Raw genomic sequence first — 21,137 nt, forward strand, 5'->3', positions numbered from 1 at the left:
TAGGTGTTTGCGGGAAAAATCCGCAGTATTTGTAAAATTGAACGTGCAAACTACTGATATTGCCTATCTTTAACAAATTTTTGAGATTAAGAGAATACAGTATCATTATTATTTTTACAATAACAAATGCTATTTACAAAGCCTATTCATACGCCGGTCGTATCTATGCTATTATTGATTATTATTAGCCTGGCTTGCAGTCTGACACTGCAGGGAATAGTCATGTTTATATTTGCTGTTTATTCCGGAAGTTTTGACGTACTTAAATCAGGCTCGTCCATCATGAGCAATCCGGTTTTTAGCAATTTGTTATTAGCTGTAAGCAGTATTGCTACATTCGGATTACCGGCTTATCTTCTTTTACAAGCCGAACAACGGCAGATAAACTATTTTCCTGTGCAAAAGCCCGGACAGCCGACCTACTTTTTGCTGGTATTGTTCACGATGATTGCTTTTATCCCTTTGATGGGTCAAATTGCAGAATGGAATGCAAAGATGGTGCTGCCGGACAGTCTGAAAGGCATCGAATCCTGGATGCGCGAACAGGAAGATAGTGCGGCCTCCATGATGTCCGGCATCGTTATGAAAACATCGTGGTGGGGATTGATTATCAATCTTATCATTCTGGCGGTATTGCCGGGAATCTGTGAAGAGTTGTTTTTCAGGGGGGTAATCCAAACGAGTTTTTTTCGTCTTTTCAAAAATCAGCATCTTGCGATCTGGGTAACGGCCATAATTTTTAGCGCCATACACGTTCAGTTTTACGGATTTTTTCCAAGAATGCTTTTGGGAGCATTTTTCGGATATCTCCTGATCTGGAGTAAAAATATCTGGATTCCAATATTCGGACATTTTATCAACAATGCTACGGCTACCATTTTTGGCTTTTACTATTCCAGAGAAGGGAAAACTTTTGAGGAGATGAGTACTGCTGAAACTTATCCATGGTATATATATATCGGGAGTATAGCGGCAACAATGGTATTGTTATTTATATTTTACAACTATTCAAGAAAGGTTAACGATGGAAAAAGACTGGGTAAAGATCAAGACGTATACAAATGCGATCCAGAGTGAAATTGTAAAGCAGATGCTTTTAGAAAATGAGGTTAATGCTGTTGTACTCAATAAGCAGGACTCTTCTTATCTGTTTGGTAAGATAGAGCTTTATGTCAATGCGAATGATGTAGAGAAGGCAAATGCATTGATCGATGAACTTAATCCGGAAGAAAACTAATCATGAAGACAAGAGCTATTACAGGTGTTTTCTTTATTATTATCCTTGTAGGTTCTCATCTGTTAGGTAAAGAGGTATTTGTGGCTTTCTTTGCATTACTGGGTGTAGCAAGCCTTCATGAATTTTATAAGCTGGTAACTTCTGATGATATCAGACCTGATAAGACTGTCGGATTGCTGACGGGGCTGGTTCTGATGGTTACAGGCGGAGGTGCTTATCTGGAATTTTGGTCCTTCCGGTTTATTCTGTTGGTGGTTCCCTTTCTGTTATGGATCTATATTGCGGCTTTATATCAAAACCGCAAATTTCCGTTTCATGATATATCCTATACTATCACCGGAATTGTATACACGGTTGTTCCGTTTCTGACATTGATAGGTCTGGCTTTTGTACACGGGAAATTCAACTTTTACATCCCCTTAGGATATCTGATTCTTCAATGGTCTAATGATACCGGAGCTTATTTGGCGGGAAGAAGTTTTGGAAAGCGAAAACTTTTCGAACGGATTTCTCCGAACAAGACCTGGGAAGGATTTATCGGAGGAGTTCTTCTGGCGGTAGTGGTTGCGCTCAATCTGGAACAGTATTTCGGGTCCATTGATAAATGGCAATGGGTCGTTGTGGCGTTGACAATTGGTGTTTTCGGCACATTGGGAGATCTGGTAGAATCTATGCTTAAGAGAAGTCTGGACGTAAAAGATTCGGGTAAGATCATGCCCGGACATGGTGGTTTTCTGGATCGGTTTGACGGTGTGCTTATCGCAGCGCCGTTAGTCTATATATTTTTGTTATTAGTATAAATTCTATTTTCGTTATGACTAAGATTGAAAAACAAACCTTTTCTTTTTTGGAAGCACTTCGACCAAATAATAACCGGGAATGGTTTCAGGAGAACAGAGGGCTGTATGAGGCTTCTCTGGCTAATGTAAAAGCTTTTATCCGTGGTATTATTGATGCATTATCTGCTTTTGATCCTCATATTCACACCGATATTTCAGAGAGCAAATGTTTATTCAGAATCTATCGGGACACCCGTTTTTCGAATGATAAGACACCTTACAAGACCTGGTTCAGTGCCGGCATATCTGTTGACGGACGTAAACTGGACGGCCCGGAATATTATTTACATATAGAGCCGGGTAAGTCTTTTTTGGGAGTGGGGTACTGGAGACCAAATAAAGAACATCTGGATGCTATCCGTCAGGAAATCGATTATAATGCGGAAGGGTTCTATAAAGCACTGCAAGATCATCAGTGGAAGGCATCAGATCTGTCCGCAGAAGATAAGCTGGTAAGACCTCCTGCGGGATATGATGCTTCGCATCCGGAGATAGAAATCCTTAAATTAAAGAGCTTTATTCTCTATCGTAAGTTTACAGATAAAGAGCTGATGGCTTCGGATGCGCTGGACAAGGTAATTGAAGCCGCACACAGCATGTTTGCTTTTAAAGCCTATATACATCAGGCCATAGACAACGATTAAGCCGGAAGGCTTATTTTACCCATGCAAACAGCTGGTGAATCTTTGATCTGATTGACATGATCAGGTTTTCCAACAAGTGTCTCGTTTGCCAGCAACGCAAACAGACACGCTTCTTTTGCATCCGGATTAAGACCCAGCTCTTCAAAAGATGTTATTTTATAACCGGGCAATCCGGCTTTTATCAATTCTACGAGTAAGGGGTTATGCAGCCCGCCCCCGCTGATATATACTGCAACATTCTGAAGATCCTTGCACTGTTTTAGAATCGCTGCGACAATCGTGTCGGCAGAAAAATGACATAGCGTCGCCATCACATCCTCGTGAGAGAGGGCTGAAGTGCCGGAAAATTCCTGCAAATGTTGTAAGTACTGAAGATTAAAAAGTTCCGGTCCTGTTGTTTTGGGGAAATCCAGCAGGAGAAAAGGTTCTTTACTTAATTCTGCCAATAACTTCTGATCAGGTTTTCCGGAGCGGGCAACATGTGCATCTCTATCCATTTCTTCATCAAAGTGTTCCTTCATATATTGATTCATCATGGTATTTCCCGGCCCCAGATCCGTAGCATACGCTTCATACGGACTGTCTGTATGAGGTAGAAAGGTGAAATTCGAAATGCCTCCGATGTTAAGTAATATTCTGTTTTCAATCTTATCTGTGAACAGCAGGAAATCTCCGTAGGCAGCCAAAGGAGCACCTTCTCCCCCTGCTGCAATATGCTTTTGTCTGAAATCAGAAAGTGTAATAATACCGGTTATTACAGCAATATGATCCCCGTCGCCTACCTGCAGTGTGCTATTCGGAAGGTGCGTGTCATGAGTCAGACTTTGTGGCGCGTGATATACGGTTTGCCCGTGACTGGCAATAATATCCACCTGAGAGGCATCTATCTGCCATTGCTGCAGGGCCTGATTGATAAGCTTGGCGTGCACGATACCGACATATGCATTCACACCAGATAAGGTTTGCAGATCAATTGTACGCTTTGAAAACACTTCCCTTACATACGTCCGGAATTGAGGTTCATAATCCATAGTCTCAAAAGCTACAAGTTCCAGACGCGTATTGTTCCCTGATCCGGAGATCTTACATAGCGCGATATCCAATCCGTCCAGTGATGTTCCCGACATTAAGCCTATAATCATCCGTTCCTGCTTTTGAGCAAGATCATATAACTTTGCAATCTGTGCATTCATATTCTAAAAATACAACTTTAATCATATATTAAAGGGCATCTTTAATATTTTGTAATGTCATGTTATAATTCTATTTTTGAGAAAAAATTAAGATTATGAATTTTCCAGCAGAATTAAAATACACGAAAGATCACGAATGGGTTCGTGTTGAAGGAGATGAAGCCGTAATTGGTATTACAGACTTTGCACAACGCGAATTAGGCGATATCGTATTTGTAGATATCAACACAGTAGGCGAGGAAGTACCTGCAAATGAAGTTTTCGGTACAGTAGAGGCTGTAAAAACAGTTTCAGATTTGTTTATGCCTGTTACTGCAACTGTGTTAGCAGTAAATGAAGCGATTGATGCTTCTCCTGAATTGGTTAACTCAGATGCATATGGTGAAGGTTGGATTATTCGTGTCAAATTGAGCAATCCTGCTGATGTAGATGCGTTATTGTCTGCAGATCAATATAAAGAAGAAATCAATGCGTAAGGCATTTGCTTATAAAAAACAGAGGGCTCACCATGCGGTGAGCCCTCTGTTTTTTATAAGGTATTCATCGTGACTTCCGTAGTCACTTTTGTTCCCTGAACTTCAAGTCTTGTTGTCAGGACATAGCTTTTGGTCAGATTAGTTGTTTTATCTAAGATATAGTTCCCGGTAATCGTTCCAATCTGCGAGTCATCATCTCCGAATACATTTCCTGCGATATCGATAACGTAGCCGCTATCCGATATTTCTTTGAATGTGGATTTCGTCGTGATCTTCGGAACGAGCTCTCCTTTTTCTATTTCACTATCCCATGTATCTCCGGGCTTTACAGGATGATCCGGCAAAGCTGTTGCCATATTATTAAAAGAGTTTTTATCTATTCCTTGTCCCAGTTCTGTCGGAAAAGATACATCCAGGACTTTTCCTGAATTTGTCATTACTGTCGTGATTGTTTTGCCAAGTATAGGTGCAAACTGTTCACTCAGCATTTTTCCCATTTCGTCTGTAGATTCTTTTTCAGAATCATAATTAAGCGTCATCATATCTGCATTGATTTCAGCTTTTATGGATTTGGTAAGTGTTTCGATAGTAATCTTCTCCCCTTCTATACTCTTAGGGGTCATTTCCATTTTCATGGACATATTCATTAATACACTTTGTGGTCCGTCCACATCTGTCTTGACTTCCATTTTGACCACTGATGGTTTATTAAGGGATGGTTTGATTTTTAAAGTAACGGCTTGTTGTGCCTGAGTGGTCAATGCCAGGCCTAATAAGATAAGGAGGCTTAATGCGTGTTTTTTCATAAAAGGAATTTAAGTAAGTGGTCAAAAAGAAAGCCCCTCATCACTGAGAGGCTTTCCTGAATTTATAATAAGATAACTTATTTCTTTAAGTAAGCTACTTCCTTTACTGCTTTTACCACTTTAGCTACACTTGGTAAAGCTGCTTCTACTAATGTAGGCGCATATGGAAGAGGTACATCTGCCGCTGTAACACGAGTTACAGGAGCGTCTAAGTAATCGAAAGCATCACGTTGTACTTTGTATGTTATCTCTGAAGAGATAGATGCCAGAGGCCATGCTTCTTCAACAATAACCAAACGGTTTGTTTTCTTAACAGATTCAACGATGGTTGCATAGTCAATAGGACGTACCGAACGTAAGTCGATCAATTCGACATTTACACCTTCTTTTGTCAATTCTTCGATAGCCGGAAGAACAACACGAGGAATCATTTTACCGAATGATACAACAGTTACATCAGTACCTTCTTTTACGACATTCGCTTTGCCGATTTCCAGATAGTATTCTTCCTCAGGAACAGGACCTTTATCGCCGTACATTACCTCAGATTCCATGAAAATAACAGGATCCGGATCAATGATAGCAGATTTCAAAAGACCTTTTGCATCATAAGGGTTAGATGGAACGACAACTTTCAATCCTGGTGTATTAGCATACCAGTTCTCAAAGTTCTGAGAGTGCTGTGCACCTAACTGACCGGCATTACCTGTCGGGCCACGGAATACAATAGGAATGGAAAACTGGCCACCACTCATTGAGCGAATTTTGGCTGCAGCGTTGATCACCTGGTCAATTGCTACCAGTGAAAAGTTGAATGTCATAAATTCAACAATAGGCTTAAGACCGTTCATTGCTGCTCCAACACCGATTCCGGCAAAACCAAGCTCTGCGATTGGAGTATCTATAACGCGTTTTGGTCCGAATTCGTCAAGCATACCTTGACTTACTTTATAGGCTCCGTTGTATTCTGCAACTTCCTCGCCCATTAAAAATATTTTTTCGTCTTTACGCATTTCTTCGCTTAAGGCTTCGCGAAGTGCTTCTCTGAATTGTATTTCTCTCATCAGTTGTAAATAGTGTCAAATTCTAATACGCAAAACTACTATTATTTATTGATATTTTGAAGGTTCCGGCTGTCAAAATTATATGACTTTGCCTCATTTTTGATAAAAAAAGGAGACTGATATGGCAATATTAGCAGGAAATAAAACCTATCTGGATAAAAGATCTAAAAGTTGGAAGTTCAAATTTTTGATTGCCAACGGTATATTCCAGTTCTCTCTGTCGCGTCTTTCCACATAGTTTGAAATGCTGCGAAGCTGAATCACAGGAATGTTTTCTTCCGCGGCAGCCATGAATACAGCCGCACCTTCCATAGATTCTAATGAGACTGAAGGGAGCCGCCTCCTGATATTTTCAATCGACTGTTCATGACCGTGTACCTTGTTGACTGTAATAGCGGTACATTTTTTATAGGGTTCAAGCCGGGGCTTCCAGTCGGGAGGTGTGGTAGAAAAATAAACAGATTGGCCAAAGCCAAGCACTTCTATGGGAAGAAATGTCTCTCCGTCTTCAGCGCCTAACTCTGCAAAACGATCTTCTGTGATCTCCAACACCTCTCCTATCATCAGATTTTTGTCAAAAGATCCTGCTATTCCGACATTAATAATCAGGTTGTAGTGATTGTTAGCCAGGTGTTTGCCGAGTTGATAGGCCGTATTGGTCATGCCTACCCCTGTGATTAGGGTTTCACAGGAAGTATAATCCAGCTTTTTTTCCAGAAAGGGTTGAATTTCAAAGGATGTAGCGGCAACAATAAGTGTCTTCATACGAGCGAGCGTTGTCCTACAATAATACTAATATTTACTCAAATCTAACCGTAAAGCAGTATCTTTGCAGCATTATGATTTTTATTACTCGACGCGAGCGTTTCAGTGCTGCGCACAAACTTTACCGAGAGGACTGGTCATCAGAGCAGAATGAAAATGTCTTTGGAAAATGCAGCAATCCCAACTGGCACGGGCACAACTATGAATTGTTTGTGACGGTCAAGGGAGAGGTAAATCCGGAGACCGGTTTTCTGATTGATTTAAAAAAAATGAAGGAAATCATATTGCACCATATTATCGAAAAACTGGATCATCGCAATGTGAACCTTGATGTAGACTTTATGAAAGGCAAACTGGCTTCCACGGAGTACATGGCTATTGAGATCTTTAATGTATTGAATCCTCTTTTTGAGGAGCATAATGTGATCCTGCATAGTGTGAAATTAGTAGAAACAGAAAACAATTATGTCGAATATTTCGGCAATTAAATCTTAAAATAAAATTTGATCATGAGCAACCCTTCAAGTTTAGATCATGAAGAGATGGATGGCTATGTTAAAATCGACAAGTATAATCCATTGCATGTTGACAGAATAGCTACTCATTATACCGATATCCTGCAGGCTTTAGGCGAAGACCCTGCACGCGAGGGACTGTTAAAGACACCAGAGCGTGTTGCAAAAGCATTGAAGTACCTCACTCACGGATATGATCTGGATCCGGCAGCTGTATTGAAAGGTGCTATGTTTGAAGAAGACTACAGTCAGATGGTTGTAGTAAAGGATATAGAGGTATACTCCCTTTGTGAGCATCATATGCTTCCTTTCTTTGGAAAGGCACATGTGGCATATATCCCTAACGGACACATAGTGGGTCTGAGTAAAATACCGAGAGTAGTGGATATCTTTGCAAGACGCCTGCAGGTACAGGAACGTCTTACCAACGAAATCCGGGATTGTATACAGGAGACACTTGGTGCACAAGGTGTGGCAGTAGTGATGGAATGTAAACATATGTGTATGGCGATGCGCGGTGTACAGAAACAAAATTCTGTTACCACGACATCTGCATTTACCGGTGCATTTCAAAACGATGTGACACGGTCCGAATTTTTGAGATTAATTACCGCCAGTCTGGTTTAATCTAAGAAATCCCCGCTTTTATTAAGAATTCCTAAATCCGGACATTACTTTACTTTGTGACGAACAAAATAATGTAATGTCTTGACTTTTAGCGAAATATGATTTTTTGTTTTTGTATTTACAAAAGCCTTATTTACATTTGCATCCATGTATCAGTCAGAAGAACTGTTAAATACGTACTTAGAACATACTTGTGACGCTGAATCAGCGTTACTAAAAAGGATCAACAGAGAGACCTATTTACGGGAGACTATGCCTCATATGTTGTCCGGTCATTATCAGGGAAGAGTACTCTCTTTTTTGAGTAAAATGGCAAGACCGGGACGCATTTTGGAGATTGGTACATTTACAGGGTATGCGACTCTCTGTCTGGCCGAAGGGCTTGGCAAAGATGGTGAAATCCATACGATTGATATCAATGCAGAGCAGGAAGAACGTGTGCAGGGATATTTTGATGAATCATCATATAAGGAGCAGATCCGGTATCATATCGGGGATGCACTGGAAGTGATAAAAGAGATATCAGGAGATTTTGACCTGATATTTATAGATGCTGACAAAAAGAGAAATCTTCAGTATTATGAATTACTGGTTGATCGGGTTCCGTCCGGAGGACTTATTATGATCGACAATGTTTTATGGAAGGGAAAAGTGTTGCAGGAGGATCCGGACAATCAAACGAAACAAATTCTCGGGTTGAACGAGCAGTTAGCAAAGGATCAACGGGTAGACAAATTAATTCTACCTATTCGGGATGGGCTTTTTGTGTTACGCAAAAAGTGATTTGTGGACTAAATGATTTATTATGCAAGAAAAAAACTTTAAGAAGGTTCTTCTTGTGTTGTTTTTGTGTTTTTTAAGTATAACTACTTTTGCACAGAAATTTTCTCCGACATCTTATGTCGAAGAGCACAAGCAGATCGCACAACGTCTGAGCCGCGAACAGGGTGTTCCCGCCTCCGTTATTTTAGCTATTGCTATGCATGAAAGTGCAAATGGAAATAGCAAAGTGGCCAAAAACCTGAATAACCATTTCGGAATTAAAGGCAAGAACAATAGCAAGACCATCCGGTCATCCTACAAAGGCTATTCTTCAATTTTAGATTCATATCATGACTTCGTTGCCTTATTGAAACGAAGGACTTCCACTCAAAAACTTTTTGACAAATACGACTCAGACGATTATCAGCAATGGATAAACGGAATCGCAAGATCAGGATATTCACATAGTAAAAGCTGGAAATCTCAGGTATTGGGTATGATCAAAAGATATGGATTGGACGAACTGGACACTCCGGTTTCAGATAATAAATCCCGTATTGCCAACAGATTAGATGCTGATGTTTCACAAGGAACATCCTCAAAATTGAGATAAGCTTTTTTTTCAGTATTATTGCATTTTATAACAAGGTAAAACTCTATAGTATTCAATGAAAAAGATTTTCTATTTGTCCATCATGGTTATGCTGGTCGCATCATCGTGTTCAAGTAAAAGGCACACCGTTTTACAGGGCAAAAATGGAACCTCTGTTTCAAAAGGAAATCAGGGCAGCCAGACTTCCTCCGGCAAAGGAGCCACCAGTATGTCCGGATTGAGCTATATTGAACGTTATAAAAGTGTCGCTATTTCTGAAATGAATAAATACGGCATTCCGGCCAGTATAAAATTGGCGCAGGCATTACTCGAATCCGGAAGCGGCAACAGCTATCTTGCCAGAGAAGCGAATAACCATTTCGGTATCAAGTGTGGCGGCGTATGGAACGGAAGAAGTGTCAACCGTCCGGATGATAACGAAAATGACTGTTTCCGTGTATATGACAATCCGGATCAGTCTTTTAAAGACCACTCTCAATTTTTATTAAGAAAACGCTACGAGAAACTTTTCCTGCTCGATAAGGACGACTATAAAGGTTGGGCAAGAGGGCTGAAATCTGCCGGTTATGCCACCAATCCTCGTTATGCCGAACTCCTGATCGATATGATCGAAAGGTATGAACTGTATCGCTACGACCGTTCGGAAACTTATGTAGAAAAAGAAAAACGGGAGGAAGTGGTAGACAAAGTAATAGAACAACGTATTGTACAGGAGCCCGCTGCTGTGGTACCTGAACAGATAAAAAGTCCGGTGGCTATGCGCATTCATGAAGTCAAAGCCAAGGAGACATTATATGCACTCAGTAAAATGTATAATGTTTCTATAGAACAGATAAAACAACTCAATGGATTGACTGCAGATGATGTTTCTATAGGACAATTGCTTGTGATTTCAAAATAATTCACAAACAGTGAAAAGTTGTTAAATATTTCACAATTAGCGTTCGATAATGTAGTTTTACCATGTGAGAACGCGCCTTTATATTCTTTTTTTTATTTTATTTCTCGGGAAAATCAACCCTCTTTTTGCGCAAAAACAAATAGAAGGAATAGTTTTTGATATGGACACCAAGCAAAGGATTGCGAAGGTGAATATCAGGAATGTATCCAGCGGTGGCGAGGTTTTTAATAATTCCAAAGGAGAGTTTCAGATCAAAGCCAAAAAGGGAGATGTACTTATAGCGTCCTCTAAAGGGTTTCACGGAGATACTGTAAAAGTAGAAGACAGTCCGGTAATCCTGTTCTATCTGAAGCGGGCCACAATTTATCTGCAGGAGGTCACTGTCAAAGGCAGGAAGACACCTGAAGAGATTCTGCAACAGGAGCGGGAAAATTATAATAAGGCGTATCGCCTGGCTGATCCGGGCAGTGTATTTTCAGTAGGACCTACCGGAGCGGGTGTAAGTATCAATGCGATTTACAGCCTTTTCAGCAGAGAAGTAAAGAATGCAAAGCGGTTGACACGCCTCATTGAAAACGATTATAAAGAGAATATGATCGATTACAAATTTACAGAAGCATTGGTTGTAAAGGTTACAGGTCTTAAGGATGAACGGTTGAAGGATTTTATGATACAGTACCGGCCATCATATTTTTTTGTAATTTCGGCAACAGAATATCAGATGACAACCTATATTCAGTCAAGTTATGAACAGTATATAAGCAATCCTGCATTAAAACGCTTACCTTTGCTGCCGGACATAACATTAGATATAAAACCCTATAAATAATTGTTTAACAAAACAGCTATTATGAAAATAAAAAACTACGCTTTTCTTCTATTGATGGGCCTGCTTTTCAAAACAGCCCATGCTCAGGTTGATTTAAAAGATCTTCGGGCAAAACCGGACTCTATTACAAATAATCAGGATAAGCAAAAGTTGAATATAAAACCAATCAATGTTCCTATTCCTAAACTAGCACTGGAAGTAGATTATTGGAAACATTGGAGCCGGTTTGGGGTTAACGCGAATCAGGCTTCATTCAGTGATAGCTGGAAAGGCGGGGGGGTCAATTCATTAGCTCTGGGGCTAAACGCCTGGCATAAATCCGAATTTAATAAGGATGATTTTAACTTTATTACGGAGGTAGATCTGCGGTATGGTAAAGTGAAGAATAAGGATCAAATGGCCAAAAAGAATAATGACCGTATTTTCTGGGATAACAAACTGTCTTATAAATTATCGAAAAGCTGGTCACTCTTTACTTCCTTAACTTTTGAATCACAATTTGACGTCGGTTATACGTATGAAACCAAAGATGGAGTAGAGCGGATAAAAGAAACCGTTTCAGCATTTATGGCTCCGGGTTATGTTACCGAATCTTTCGGTTTGGAGTATAAGCCTGACAATACATTTTCCGTACGATTTGGTACAGGTACTGCCCGTCAGACTTTTGTTTTGGACGATCGTATCAAACCGCTGACAATAGAACAATACGCCATTAAGTATCCCGGACAAACAATCACTAAGGATCAGGAGAAATATGGTGTTAAGGCCGGAAAAACCTTTAAAAATGATCTCGCCTTTCAGGTAACAGCGAACCTGGATAAGAATCTGTCGAAGAATCTTAATCTGAAGAGTCGTTACAACCTGTTTGCGAATTATGAAAAAATAGGTGATCCCAGTCATCGTTTAGATGTATGGCTGACAGCTAAGATCACACGATTAGTGAATGTTAATTTAAACGGGATAATGCTGTATGACAGCGATGATGTTACTCCTGAAAATCCGAAAGCGAAATTGCAGTTCTCCGAATCTCTGGCTTTAGGTCTTACATTTAATTTGCCGAGGTAATGAAAGCAGGCATACAGGCCGTATTTGGAGTTTTAGTAGTGGTGATAGGGTTTTCAGCTTGTAAAACGAATCAATATGCCAGGACGAATAAGCAGTATCATAATCAGGTAAAAGAGATTGCCTCTACACTGACTGCTGAGCTTCCGCAACCAAGCGGCGCAAAAGAAACGGCAGACAGCGCTATTCCCGAAGTAAAAGCTGTGGATAAAGTGGCCGATCTGCAGCAAAAAGGAATGCGTAAGGATCTGGATTGGGTAGGAGCAATTCATTTTGACATCCGTAAACCCAATTATGTAATTATCCATCATACTGCTCAGGACAGCCTCAAACAGACGCTCCGCACATTTACACTCGAGCATACGAAAGTGAGTGCACATTATCTGATCGGAAAGAAAGGTGAGGTTTACCAGTTGCTCAATGATTATCTAAGAGGATGGCATGCAGGAGCAAGCAAATGGGGATCAGTTACTGATATGAATTCGGTTTCTCTGGGAATCGAACTGGATAATAATGGCAGAGAACCATTTTCCGATGTACAGATCAATGCCTTGCTAACCTTACTGGATACACTAAAGACAAATTACGATATACCTACCGCCAACTTTATCGGTCATGGAGATATTGCTCCTACCCGCAAAAATGATCCAAGTATATTTTTTCCGTGGAAGAAGCTTGCTGAGCGGGGATTTGGACTCTGGTATGATGAACGCACACTCATGACCCCTCCTGAATATTTCAACCCTGTAGATGCGCTTAAAATAATCGGATACGATACCCGTAATTTATCTGCAGCTATCGTAGCATTCAAACGAAAGTTTATTGTGAATGACCTCAGACCGGAGCTTACCCTGTATGACAAGAGTGTGTTGTATAATCTATACCTTAAATATTAAGCCAGGTCGAAAGCATCATCCTCTTCAGAAGGCCGATGTGTAATAGATTTATAATTCGGCTGTAGATTTACAGGATTTTCTTATTGTTGGAGACTTTACAGATCGTTGAGTAACCCTATTACAGTTTTCCGCCGGCTAAATTCTCCGTTTTTCGGGGTAATATTTGCTGCAGGATAAGTCCTATGATGACCACAAGTGCGCAGCCGATAAGATTGAGCCAAAGGAAAGCGACAACATCCATTTTCCATATCGCTACAATAATGATTTCCGATATCACTGCTGCCCAGAAGACCGCCCTTCCTCCTATCCTTTTTACGTAGAAAGCCACTATAAAAATACCTAATATTGTTCCATAGAACAGGGATCCGAGTATATTGACTGCTTCCAGTAAATTGCCAAGCTGACTGGCGTAGAGCGCGATGAGTATGGTAAATATGCCCCAGGCAAATGTGATCAGTCTGGATGCATTGAGATAACCCTGATCAGAGGCGTCTTTGTTCATAAATCGCTTATAGATATCCACGATAGTCGTAGATGCCAGAGAGTTAATCGCACTGGCTGTTGCGCCCATAGACGCTAGGAATATAATCGCCACCAGCAATCCGATAAGACCTTTAGGGAATGTGGTAGTTATAAAGGATAAAAACACATAGTTGTTATCATTCACTTCCGCTTTACCGTCATTCTTTTTGATCAGCGCAATCACATTATCCCTGACGCCCTGTACCTGTTTATTTGATTGTTCAAGCTTCAGGCGGGCATCTTCTATTGCTTTATCATTATTTTTGTCCAGTGCTGTTGTCAACTCATTGATGACCGCCTGTTTCTCCGTGTACAGTTGTACGTGTTGTTGTTCAAGAGCATTGTATTCATCTTTATATGTACTGCTCTGTAACTTCTGAATTTCTTGCTGATTGAAAAATACCGGAGGAGTATGATATTGATAGTAGGCAAATACAAGTACGCCGATCAATAGAATGGCAAACTGCATCGGAACTTTCAGTAATCCGTTCATCAAAAGTCCCAACCGGCTATCCCGGATAGATGAGCTGGTGAGATAACGCCCCACCTGACTTTGATCTGTCCCGAAATAAGACAACTGAAGAAAAAAACCACCGATCAGCCCTGTCCATACTGTATATTGATTGTTGGGGTCAAATGTAAAATCAATGGCATTTGTTTTTCCGGATTTTCCGGCAATGTGAAGCGCTTTACTAAAGCCGATATCTTCAGGTAATAAATGCACAACCATAAAACCGGCTACCAGAAGTCCGCCAAATATGATACTCATTTGCAGTGCCTGCGTATATGAGACAGCTTTGGTTCCGCCATATACTGTATAAAGTACGACCAGACTACCGATAAACAGTGTAGTATAGGTAACATCTACATGAAGGATAGTCGATAATATAATAGAAGGCGCAAAGATGGTAATACCCGTAGATATACCACGTTGTATCAAAAATAGAATGGCTGTAAGGGCACGTGTCTTGATGTCAAATCTTTTCTCCAGAAATTCGTATGCTGTAAATACACGTAAACGATGAAAGATCGGGACAAATGTAATACAGAGCACAATCATTGCGAGTGGTAACCCAAAGTAGAACTGTACAAAGCTCATTCCGGAGGAGTAAGCTAAGCCCGGAGCTGAAAGGAAAGTGATCGCGCTGGCTTGAGTCGCCATTACAGATAGCCCCACGTTATACCATGGCATAGAGCGGTTTCCCAGCAGGTAGCCGTCTATATTGCGTATGCCTCTGCTTTTGTATATGCCGTAGCAGATAATAAGCAGAAGGGTTAGAAAGAGTACGGTCCAGTCGATCGCACTCATGAGAAATACAGTGTAAATCCGTAAAGAAACAGAATAAAAAGCGCTAGCCAGAGAACAACTAAAATATAAAACTGCCTCCAGCTACGCACAAAAGGGGGTAAACCCCTATCTGTCATGTGGTTTTCCTTTTAGAAGAAAACTGATAAAAATGACTGCAAAAATAAAGCCTCCGATTGCTCCACCGATCGCACCAAGAATGGATAGATTCCAGGCTAGAACAGTCAGTGCGCCAAAAATTACCCCAATTAGAATAATCAATCCAGGAACATTCAAGGCAGTTTCTTCTGTATTTTCGATGTGGTTTTCCATTTTTAATTTATTGTGATTGTTTTGATAGCAAATTTACAAATAATCTGTAAGCTCCCGGTACTCCGGCAGGCAATTGTCTAAAAAAAGACAAGGATGTATACACAAATTTACCTTTTCCTTCATTAACAACCAAAAGAGATCCGTTATTCGGGGATTCATTTTTATCATTCATCACCAGTGGAGTCGCATATTTGCTATCTATCTGTGACGCAAAGTATAATCCCCGTTCCTGAATCCATCCGTCGAAGTCTGCGGCTGTGATCTTATTTGGAGTCTGTAATACCGGACTTTCTTTGTCAAACTGTACCGTTGCATTTTCATCAGTCACACGATCCCGCGTGATCTGAAACGGGTAAGGGCCAAAGGTTTTGGATTTCAGGCCATTATTCACATTATATTGCTCCACCAGCGTTCCTCCTGATCTTACATATTTTAAAAGATGTGGCATCAGCGCAGACATTCTGTTATTCACGTTGAAAGCCCTTATACCGACTATTATCGCATCATAGTCCTGCAACTGGTCATTTACGATCTCGGACTCCCGAAGTGGAGTAACCGAGATACCGATATCTTTTAGGCTGGAAGCTACCAGGTCTCCGGCACCTTCAATATAGCCGACTTTTTTCTGAGGAATATTAATATCCAGTCCGGTAAGACGGACTTTTGCCGGCGGAAACCAGGTGATCTTGGGAATATGATCGTATGCTATGGAATGATAAGAAAGGGCTGCCTTATTGTCTATACTGATCTGTAAAGAATCTAAACGGACATCTTTTGATAAAGGTGTCAATATTATCTTTTGGGAGATTTCTGTCTCCTTATTTTTAAAATCTAAGGATAGTTTTTGCGGAGATACAGTCCAGTTCTTTGGTACATCGAATGACACTTCAGTTGTCTGAGGTTGATCTGTATGTGCCTGAAATAAGATTTCTACGGTTTTCGGTTCGCCGAGGCGTGCGACAACAGCACTGCTCAGTATATTAGCCGTTACAGCAGGGCTAATGATCAACGGCTCATATACCTCTCCTCTTACGGGGTGCGTGTATTTGAATAATACCGGACGATCAAATGTGACGGGCACCCCGTTTATTTTGAGGGTAAAAGTATTATGCAGGGCATCGGGATTTTCAGGATTGCCGACAAGTGTTAAATCATCCACATTGAATTTTCCCAGTGTACCTTCTTTATCAAGCCAGTAAGGTTGTGAAACAGGTGTCGCTGTTTGGTTGTTTTTTTCAGTTAAGATGCTGTTATAGCTAAGCGACTTATTAACAGCGGTATTGTTTATTGCCGAGAGTTCGACTTTAACGTCTGGTCTTCTGACAATAGCATCGTTAGCAACAGAAATTGTTGTGCCTAAGACAAATTTCGGCTGATCGGTATAACTTTCTATCCATATCCCGGCACAGTCCAGTATCAGTTCTTTTATTTCTTTGGTCTTTTGCGTTTTCCAGTGAGCATCATCTACTTTTTGCACCAGTTGCAAGAGCTCGGTCAATCCGGTTACAGAAGCTTCAGGATGACTGATATTAAAGTTCTGATTAAGCTGCGTAATCTTTTGTTGTATAGCAGGGTTATTTGTTACTCTTTTCCATGATGTTTCTACACCATCCATTAAGTCTGTTTCAGGAGCTTCCCCTCCCAGAAGTTCAAAGTATTCTCTGGTATTTCCTCTTTGTCTGGAAGCACCAAAGCCCTGGCTTTTGTGTGAAGAGCGACTCTCTGATGCGATCTCCCCATATGATTTCCCTATGAGTGGATTATAATCTCCAATCTCGAGATTAAACTGATTGTCGGCTGTAGTCTTTATATCTCCAAAATTAAAGGTGTTCCACAGTAATCTTTTGGCTGCCCAGGGTTTTACATATTTCAGCTGTTCGGGGTATACTTTAGGGTCACCGGCAATTTTAAAAGCTTCTATAGCCAGTATAGCTGATGCCTGATGGTGACCGTGTCCTCCCCTTTCATCCGGTGGGAAACGGGTAATGATAACATCCGGCTGAAACTTACGGATAATCCACACCGCTTCTTTCAGTACTTCATCTTTCTCCCAAAAATCAAAGGTCTCTGCGTAGGTCTTGGAAAAACCAAAATCATATGCCGTGCTGAAAAACTGTTCTCCTTTGTCAATAGACCTGGCTTTTAAAAGTTCTTGGGTACGGATCAGTCCCAGTTCTTTGCCAATTTCTGTCCCGATCAGATTCTGTCCGCCATCACCACGTGTAAGGGACAGATAAGCCGTTCTGTATTTTTTTTCCTGCGCAAGCCAGGCAATAAGTCTTGTATTTTCATCGTCCGGATGTGCGGCAAAATAGAGTACAGATCCCAGTGAGCTTAGTTTCTCCAGTTTGAGCTTGATTTCGGATGAAGGTGTCGGTAGTGCAGGTTGAGCGTATAATAGATGAGTGTTTGCGATCATGCAAAGAGCAATAGTGATATTCCTTATAATCATAGGACTAAAGATAAATAATTTTGTAACGCCGTATAGCAGAAAAGTAAAAGGGATCTGTAAAATTTACAGATCCCTTTTAACAACAATTAAAAAATCTTTTTTTGACCTAAAGCTCCAATTAGCGACGAATAATTGAGTTTTAAACAGGTTTCCGTTGTTTGCAACTTTAAGTATTGTAACCTTTATTATAGTAAATGTAGTGTTTTTTATTTCTATTGACAGAACACCTGTAAAAATAAATTTTCCACAAAAAAGAAGTTATGCACATATGTTGTTGCAAAAGGGCTTCTCCATTATCATCTACTTACTTTTAGATCAATGCTTAGCAGATTATTTATCTATAGAACCAAGGACTCTTTTCATAAACACATTTAGTGCTTCTTTTTTAGGAGTTCCTTCTTTTATCAATTTGTCGACTTCAACAGCTCCGTACATATTAGAGATTAATTCTCCGATAACATCCAGTTCTTCATCTTTTAAGGAAGGAACTTCTGTCAGTGCTTCCAGTGTCTCTATGGTCTCCAGTACGTAGTCCACATCATTTTGCTCGATAAATTCCGTTAAATGCTTAATTACTGGTAGTTTCATTGAATAAGTCTATTAATCCTTCGAATTTATTAGTTTGAACCTGATTGATCAGTTTGCCGTTTTTGAATGCAGCAAAAGTCGGAAGATTGTTAACGTTTGCTAATTTTCTTGACTCCGGAAACTTCTCTGCGTCAACAATGATAAATGAAACATTTTCATTCTCACCGGCTAACTTTTTGAACTTTGGTTTCATGATACGGCAGTTTCCACACCATGAAGCTGAGTATTGTACCATTACAATATCATTATTGTCCACAATTTCTTGTAGCGTATCGTTTTCTAATTCCTGTAACATGATTTTTTTATTTAAGCGGTTAAGAACAGGAGAAATACAGATACTTCCCCTGTTTTTTGTTTTTAGTCTTCGCTAAAGCTAGCCAGACTTAGTTAAGGTTTGACAAGTATTCAGCTACACCTGTACGAGTTGCGTGCATAGCTTCTTTACCTTCTTCCCAGTTTGCCGGGCATACTTCACCATGTTGTTGTACGTGTGTGTACGCATCGATCAGACGGATATATTCTTTAACGTTACGACCTAAAGGCATATCGTTTACTGACTCGTGGAATACTTTACCTGTTTCATCAATCAGGTAAGTAGCACGGTAAGATACTGCAGATCCTTCAGCAAGAGTACCGTATTCAGGGTGCTCTACTTCTTTGATTTCCAGAATACCCAGAATGCTGGATAAGTTACGGTTTGTATCAGCCAGGATAGGGTAAGTAACGCCTTCGATACCACCATTATCTTTTGCTGTATTTAACCAAGCAAAATGTACTTCGTTAGAATCACATGAAGCACCGATTACGATAGTGTTGCGTTTTTCAAATTCTGGTAAAGCATCCTGAAAAGCATGAAGTTCAGTAGGACATACGAAAGTGAAATCTTTCGGATACCAGAACAATAATACTTTTTTACCTTCCTGAGTTGCTTTTTCAAAAATGTTGATACTTAAATTGTCACCTAATGAATCGATTGCATCTACTGCAATACTTGGGAAATTTTTACCTGTAAAGCTCATGATTATATATTGTTTTTTAATTTTTTCTATGCTACAAAGATACGACTTATTCCATCATGAAGGTATTACAATTGTCAATAAGCGATTGTTGAAATCTATATCTTAATTGTGGTTGTATAGATTTTTGCTATTCTTATTTGGTTATAAATTATGCGTAGACATTGTTTAGAAAGAAGAGAAATATTACATTTGCTACGCTCAAGAACAAATGGCCCTGTAGTTCAACGGATAGAATAGAAGTTTCCTAAACTTTAGATAGCAGTTCGATTCTGCTTGGGGCTACTAAACAGGACAAATGAAATATATTTTCGTTTGTCCTGTTCTTTTTTAGAGCTAATCCGCTGTTTAGCTGAAAGATATAGTTTGCGATTACATTCATTCGGGTGGTTCGATACGTTTTGGATCACCTACAAAGGTTGTGGACTAAGCAAATAATTTGGTTAACCTGAACAGGAAAACGTGGGTCAGATTAAAAAGTTGGGGATTAATGTTTAAAGTGTTTTTTATGATCTAAAAAGATTATTGAAACTATGGACCGAAACTACTACAAATATTATTTCCGTCATAGCTGATAGAATACTTTAATATTGTCAATTTCTAAACCCTTTGTAGCTTAGAAACTAAGGAGGAATACTTATGACATAACCAGTAAATTATTTTTATCTTTGTCTTAAATTATTTTTAAAAATGATTAACAAAATTGCACTTGCCGTGTTGCTGTTAATTGCTACGCAAGTTATTTTAGCTCAAGCAGAAGATAGCGCAACAGTTGAAAAACATATTCGTGTTTTTTTAGCTAAAGCCGATAAGAAAAATCTTAGCAACGTAATTCCTTATATTATTGATGGAAAAACCGGTTTTATTGATGCAAAAACTAAAAAAGTAATTCTTAAACCAACCGATAAGATTTCTGAAGTTTCGCTTTTTAATCCGATTATGACTGGAAAGTATGGAAGTGAATTCAAATTTTCGGTTAGCCAAAACGGCAACGTTAGGATAGAACATGTAATACCTCTTGAAAATATGCTGGCAATGGAAGTGCCAGACCGTGATAAAATTGAACTGATAAGTGCTAAAACAGGATACAAAGGGTTTAGAGTTGATAAAAACGGGAAGCTAATTGCTTATTCAGATTTATACCATGTTCAGTCTCACCATTTTTTTAATGTTCAGCCATTTTTGCACAAAGGACAGTATTACGCCATAGTTACAAAAAAAACTGGTCCAGATGAATATTATGACGGAATTATAGATACGGCAGGCAATACTTTAGCTCAGTTTAATTTTAAGCATCACAGAATTGATAAAATCGACTTCCTGTCTAACGAAGATGATATTTGGTTTTCTACCCCAATCAGAAATTTCAAAGGCTCGCTCATCAGTTTTAACGGACATGTAAAATTAAAAGACGAACTGGTTGGAAGTCTTTACAATCATGCGTTTAATTACAACCTTAACAGTAACCTAGACTACAGTAAAACGGGAATTTTGGACCTTAATAACTTAACCTGGGTAATCAAACCTCAATCTAAATACGAAATTATTAACATTGCTTACACCAGCAGTATTTCTGTAAACGATAAATCTGCCGAAGAACGAAAAAATGTACGCATACTTTTTGAAGTGAAAGAAGGAAATAAAACATATTTCATTGATCTAAAACAGCAAAAGTATCTGCCAAAAATGTAAGCCTAGTGTAAAAGGACTGA

Annotated in this window: 24 protein-coding genes and 1 tRNA gene; 15 read left to right on the top strand and 10 right to left on the bottom strand. The window is 39.7% G+C overall.

Annotated elements, in window-relative coordinates; translation table 11 throughout:
* Positions 1–126 precede the first annotated feature (126 nt).
* From I6J03_RS09090 to I6J03_RS09105, 4 genes are read left to right on the top strand one after another with little or no spacing between them, the layout of a single operon-like run.
* Positions 127–1,077 (top strand): CPBP family intramembrane glutamic endopeptidase, encoded by a 951-nt coding sequence (locus tag I6J03_RS09090; protein WP_003009710.1) that lies wholly within the window; start codon positions 127–129, stop codon positions 1,075–1,077.
* Complete coding sequence (locus I6J03_RS09095) at positions 1,025–1,237, top strand: putative signal transducing protein (RefSeq protein ID WP_232279777.1); 213 nt, start codon at positions 1,025–1,027, stop codon at positions 1,235–1,237. The genes I6J03_RS09090 and I6J03_RS09095 overlap by 53 nt, the downstream gene beginning before the upstream one ends.
* Before the next feature lie 2 nt (positions 1,238–1,239).
* Complete coding sequence (locus I6J03_RS09100) at positions 1,240–2,037, top strand: phosphatidate cytidylyltransferase (RefSeq protein ID WP_003009716.1); 798 nt, start codon at positions 1,240–1,242, stop codon at positions 2,035–2,037.
* A gap of 14 nt (positions 2,038–2,051) precedes the next feature.
* Positions 2,052–2,720 carry a DUF2461 domain-containing protein gene (locus I6J03_RS09105; protein ID WP_003009719.1) on the top strand — a complete coding sequence of 223 codons (669 nt, stop codon included), beginning with the start codon at positions 2,052–2,054 and terminating at the stop codon, positions 2,718–2,720.
* Here I6J03_RS09105 and I6J03_RS09110 read toward each other — a convergent pair.
* Positions 2,717–3,913 carry an anhydro-N-acetylmuramic acid kinase gene (locus tag I6J03_RS09110; RefSeq protein ID WP_003009723.1) on the bottom strand — a complete coding sequence of 399 codons (1,197 nt, stop codon included), beginning with the start codon at positions 3,911–3,913 and terminating at the stop codon, positions 2,717–2,719. The two genes, I6J03_RS09105 and I6J03_RS09110, sit on opposite strands and share 4 nt — an antisense overlap.
* 95 nt (positions 3,914–4,008) lie before the next feature.
* On the opposite strand from I6J03_RS09110, the gene gcvH reads away from it, so the two are divergent.
* Positions 4,009–4,389 carry a glycine cleavage system protein GcvH gene (gene gcvH, locus I6J03_RS09115; protein WP_002998541.1) on the top strand — a complete coding sequence of 127 codons (381 nt, stop codon included), beginning with the start codon at positions 4,009–4,011 and terminating at the stop codon, positions 4,387–4,389.
* A 53-nt stretch (positions 4,390–4,442) separates the two neighbouring features.
* Here gcvH and I6J03_RS09120 read toward each other — a convergent pair whose 3' ends face one another.
* The 3 genes from I6J03_RS09120 to mqnB all read right to left on the bottom strand — a co-directional run bounded on the left by I6J03_RS09120 (position 4,443) and on the right by mqnB (position 7,024).
* Entirely contained in the window at positions 4,443–5,195 is a 753-nt protein-coding gene (locus I6J03_RS09120; RefSeq protein WP_003009726.1) for a DUF6263 family protein, read from the bottom strand.
* Between the two features lie 77 nt (positions 5,196–5,272).
* The gene (locus tag I6J03_RS09125) at positions 5,273–6,259 is read right to left on the bottom strand and encodes a pyruvate dehydrogenase complex E1 component subunit beta (RefSeq protein ID WP_003009731.1); all 987 of its coding nucleotides are present in this window, start codon (positions 6,257–6,259) and stop codon (positions 5,273–5,275) included.
* A 147-nt stretch (positions 6,260–6,406) separates the two neighbouring features.
* On the bottom strand, positions 6,407–7,024 hold the full coding sequence (mqnB, locus tag I6J03_RS09130) for a futalosine hydrolase (protein WP_003009737.1): 618 nt from the start codon (positions 7,022–7,024) through the stop codon (positions 6,407–6,409).
* 74 nt (positions 7,025–7,098) lie between these two features.
* Here mqnB and I6J03_RS09135 point away from each other — a divergent pair, with 74 nt between their 5' ends.
* The 8 genes from I6J03_RS09135 to I6J03_RS09170 all read left to right on the top strand — a co-directional run bounded on the left by I6J03_RS09135 (position 7,099) and on the right by I6J03_RS09170 (position 13,229).
* Positions 7,099–7,512, top strand: coding sequence for a 6-pyruvoyl trahydropterin synthase family protein (locus tag I6J03_RS09135; RefSeq protein WP_002998549.1), 414 nt, complete (start codon positions 7,099–7,101; stop codon positions 7,510–7,512).
* 21 nt (positions 7,513–7,533) lie between these two features.
* Entirely contained in the window at positions 7,534–8,166 is a 633-nt protein-coding gene (gene folE / locus I6J03_RS09140; RefSeq protein ID WP_003009740.1) for a GTP cyclohydrolase I FolE, read from the top strand.
* 147 nt (positions 8,167–8,313) lie between these two features.
* Positions 8,314–8,949 (top strand): O-methyltransferase, encoded by a 636-nt coding sequence (locus tag I6J03_RS09145; protein ID WP_003009743.1) that lies wholly within the window; start codon positions 8,314–8,316, stop codon positions 8,947–8,949.
* A 22-nt stretch (positions 8,950–8,971) separates the two neighbouring features.
* Complete coding sequence (locus I6J03_RS09150; RefSeq protein WP_003009747.1) at positions 8,972–9,541, top strand: glucosaminidase domain-containing protein; 570 nt, start codon at positions 8,972–8,974, stop codon at positions 9,539–9,541.
* 55 nt (positions 9,542–9,596) lie between these two features.
* The gene (locus I6J03_RS09155) at positions 9,597–10,442 is read left to right on the top strand and encodes a glucosaminidase domain-containing protein (RefSeq protein ID WP_003009750.1); all 846 of its coding nucleotides are present in this window, start codon (positions 9,597–9,599) and stop codon (positions 10,440–10,442) included.
* Positions 10,443–10,602: 160 nt separating this feature from the next.
* On the top strand, positions 10,603–11,271 hold the full coding sequence (locus tag I6J03_RS09160) for a hypothetical protein (protein WP_232279778.1): 669 nt from the start codon (positions 10,603–10,605) through the stop codon (positions 11,269–11,271).
* 21 nt (positions 11,272–11,292) lie between these two features.
* On the top strand, positions 11,293–12,336 hold the full coding sequence (locus I6J03_RS09165) for a DUF3078 domain-containing protein (protein WP_232279779.1): 1,044 nt from the start codon (positions 11,293–11,295) through the stop codon (positions 12,334–12,336).
* Positions 12,336–13,229 (top strand): N-acetylmuramoyl-L-alanine amidase, encoded by an 894-nt coding sequence (locus I6J03_RS09170; protein WP_003009758.1) that lies wholly within the window; start codon positions 12,336–12,338, stop codon positions 13,227–13,229. The genes I6J03_RS09165 and I6J03_RS09170 overlap by 1 nt, the downstream gene beginning before the upstream one ends.
* Before the next feature lie 118 nt (positions 13,230–13,347).
* On the opposite strand, the gene I6J03_RS09175 is transcribed toward I6J03_RS09170, so the two are convergent.
* The 6 genes from I6J03_RS09175 to I6J03_RS09200 all read right to left on the bottom strand — a co-directional run bounded on the left by I6J03_RS09175 (position 13,348) and on the right by I6J03_RS09200 (position 19,428).
* On the bottom strand, positions 13,348–15,060 hold the full coding sequence (locus I6J03_RS09175; protein WP_003009761.1) for a sodium:solute symporter: 1,713 nt from the start codon (positions 15,058–15,060) through the stop codon (positions 13,348–13,350).
* A 105-nt stretch (positions 15,061–15,165) separates the two neighbouring features.
* Positions 15,166–15,369, bottom strand: coding sequence for a hypothetical protein (locus I6J03_RS09180; protein WP_002998565.1), 204 nt, complete (start codon positions 15,367–15,369; stop codon positions 15,166–15,168).
* Positions 15,370–15,376: 7 nt separating this feature from the next.
* Positions 15,377–17,821, bottom strand: coding sequence for a PIG-L family deacetylase (locus I6J03_RS09185; protein ID WP_039990178.1), 2,445 nt, complete (start codon positions 17,819–17,821; stop codon positions 15,377–15,379).
* Between the two features lie 330 nt (positions 17,822–18,151).
* The gene (locus tag I6J03_RS09190; RefSeq protein ID WP_002998569.1) at positions 18,152–18,409 is read right to left on the bottom strand and encodes a DUF6952 family protein; all 258 of its coding nucleotides are present in this window, start codon (positions 18,407–18,409) and stop codon (positions 18,152–18,154) included.
* On the bottom strand, positions 18,390–18,704 hold the full coding sequence (locus tag I6J03_RS09195) for a thioredoxin family protein (RefSeq protein ID WP_002998571.1): 315 nt from the start codon (positions 18,702–18,704) through the stop codon (positions 18,390–18,392). Before I6J03_RS09195 ends, I6J03_RS09190 begins: the two co-directional genes overlap by 20 nt.
* An 88-nt stretch (positions 18,705–18,792) precedes the next feature.
* Positions 18,793–19,428, bottom strand: coding sequence for a peroxiredoxin (locus I6J03_RS09200; protein ID WP_002998573.1), 636 nt, complete (start codon positions 19,426–19,428; stop codon positions 18,793–18,795).
* 210 nt (positions 19,429–19,638) lie between these two features.
* Between I6J03_RS09200 and I6J03_RS09205 the strand changes: the two genes are divergently transcribed.
* A tRNA-Arg gene (locus tag I6J03_RS09205) sits at positions 19,639–19,710 on the top strand.
* A 405-nt stretch (positions 19,711–20,115) separates the two neighbouring features.
* Complete coding sequence (locus tag I6J03_RS09210; protein WP_003009771.1) at positions 20,116–21,117, top strand: hypothetical protein; 1,002 nt, start codon at positions 20,116–20,118, stop codon at positions 21,115–21,117.
* Positions 21,118–21,137 lie beyond the last annotated feature (20 nt).

It is taken from the genome of Sphingobacterium spiritivorum, from assembly GCF_016724845.1.
In the GTDB taxonomy this organism is placed as follows: domain Bacteria; phylum Bacteroidota; class Bacteroidia; order Sphingobacteriales; family Sphingobacteriaceae; genus Sphingobacterium; species Sphingobacterium spiritivorum_A.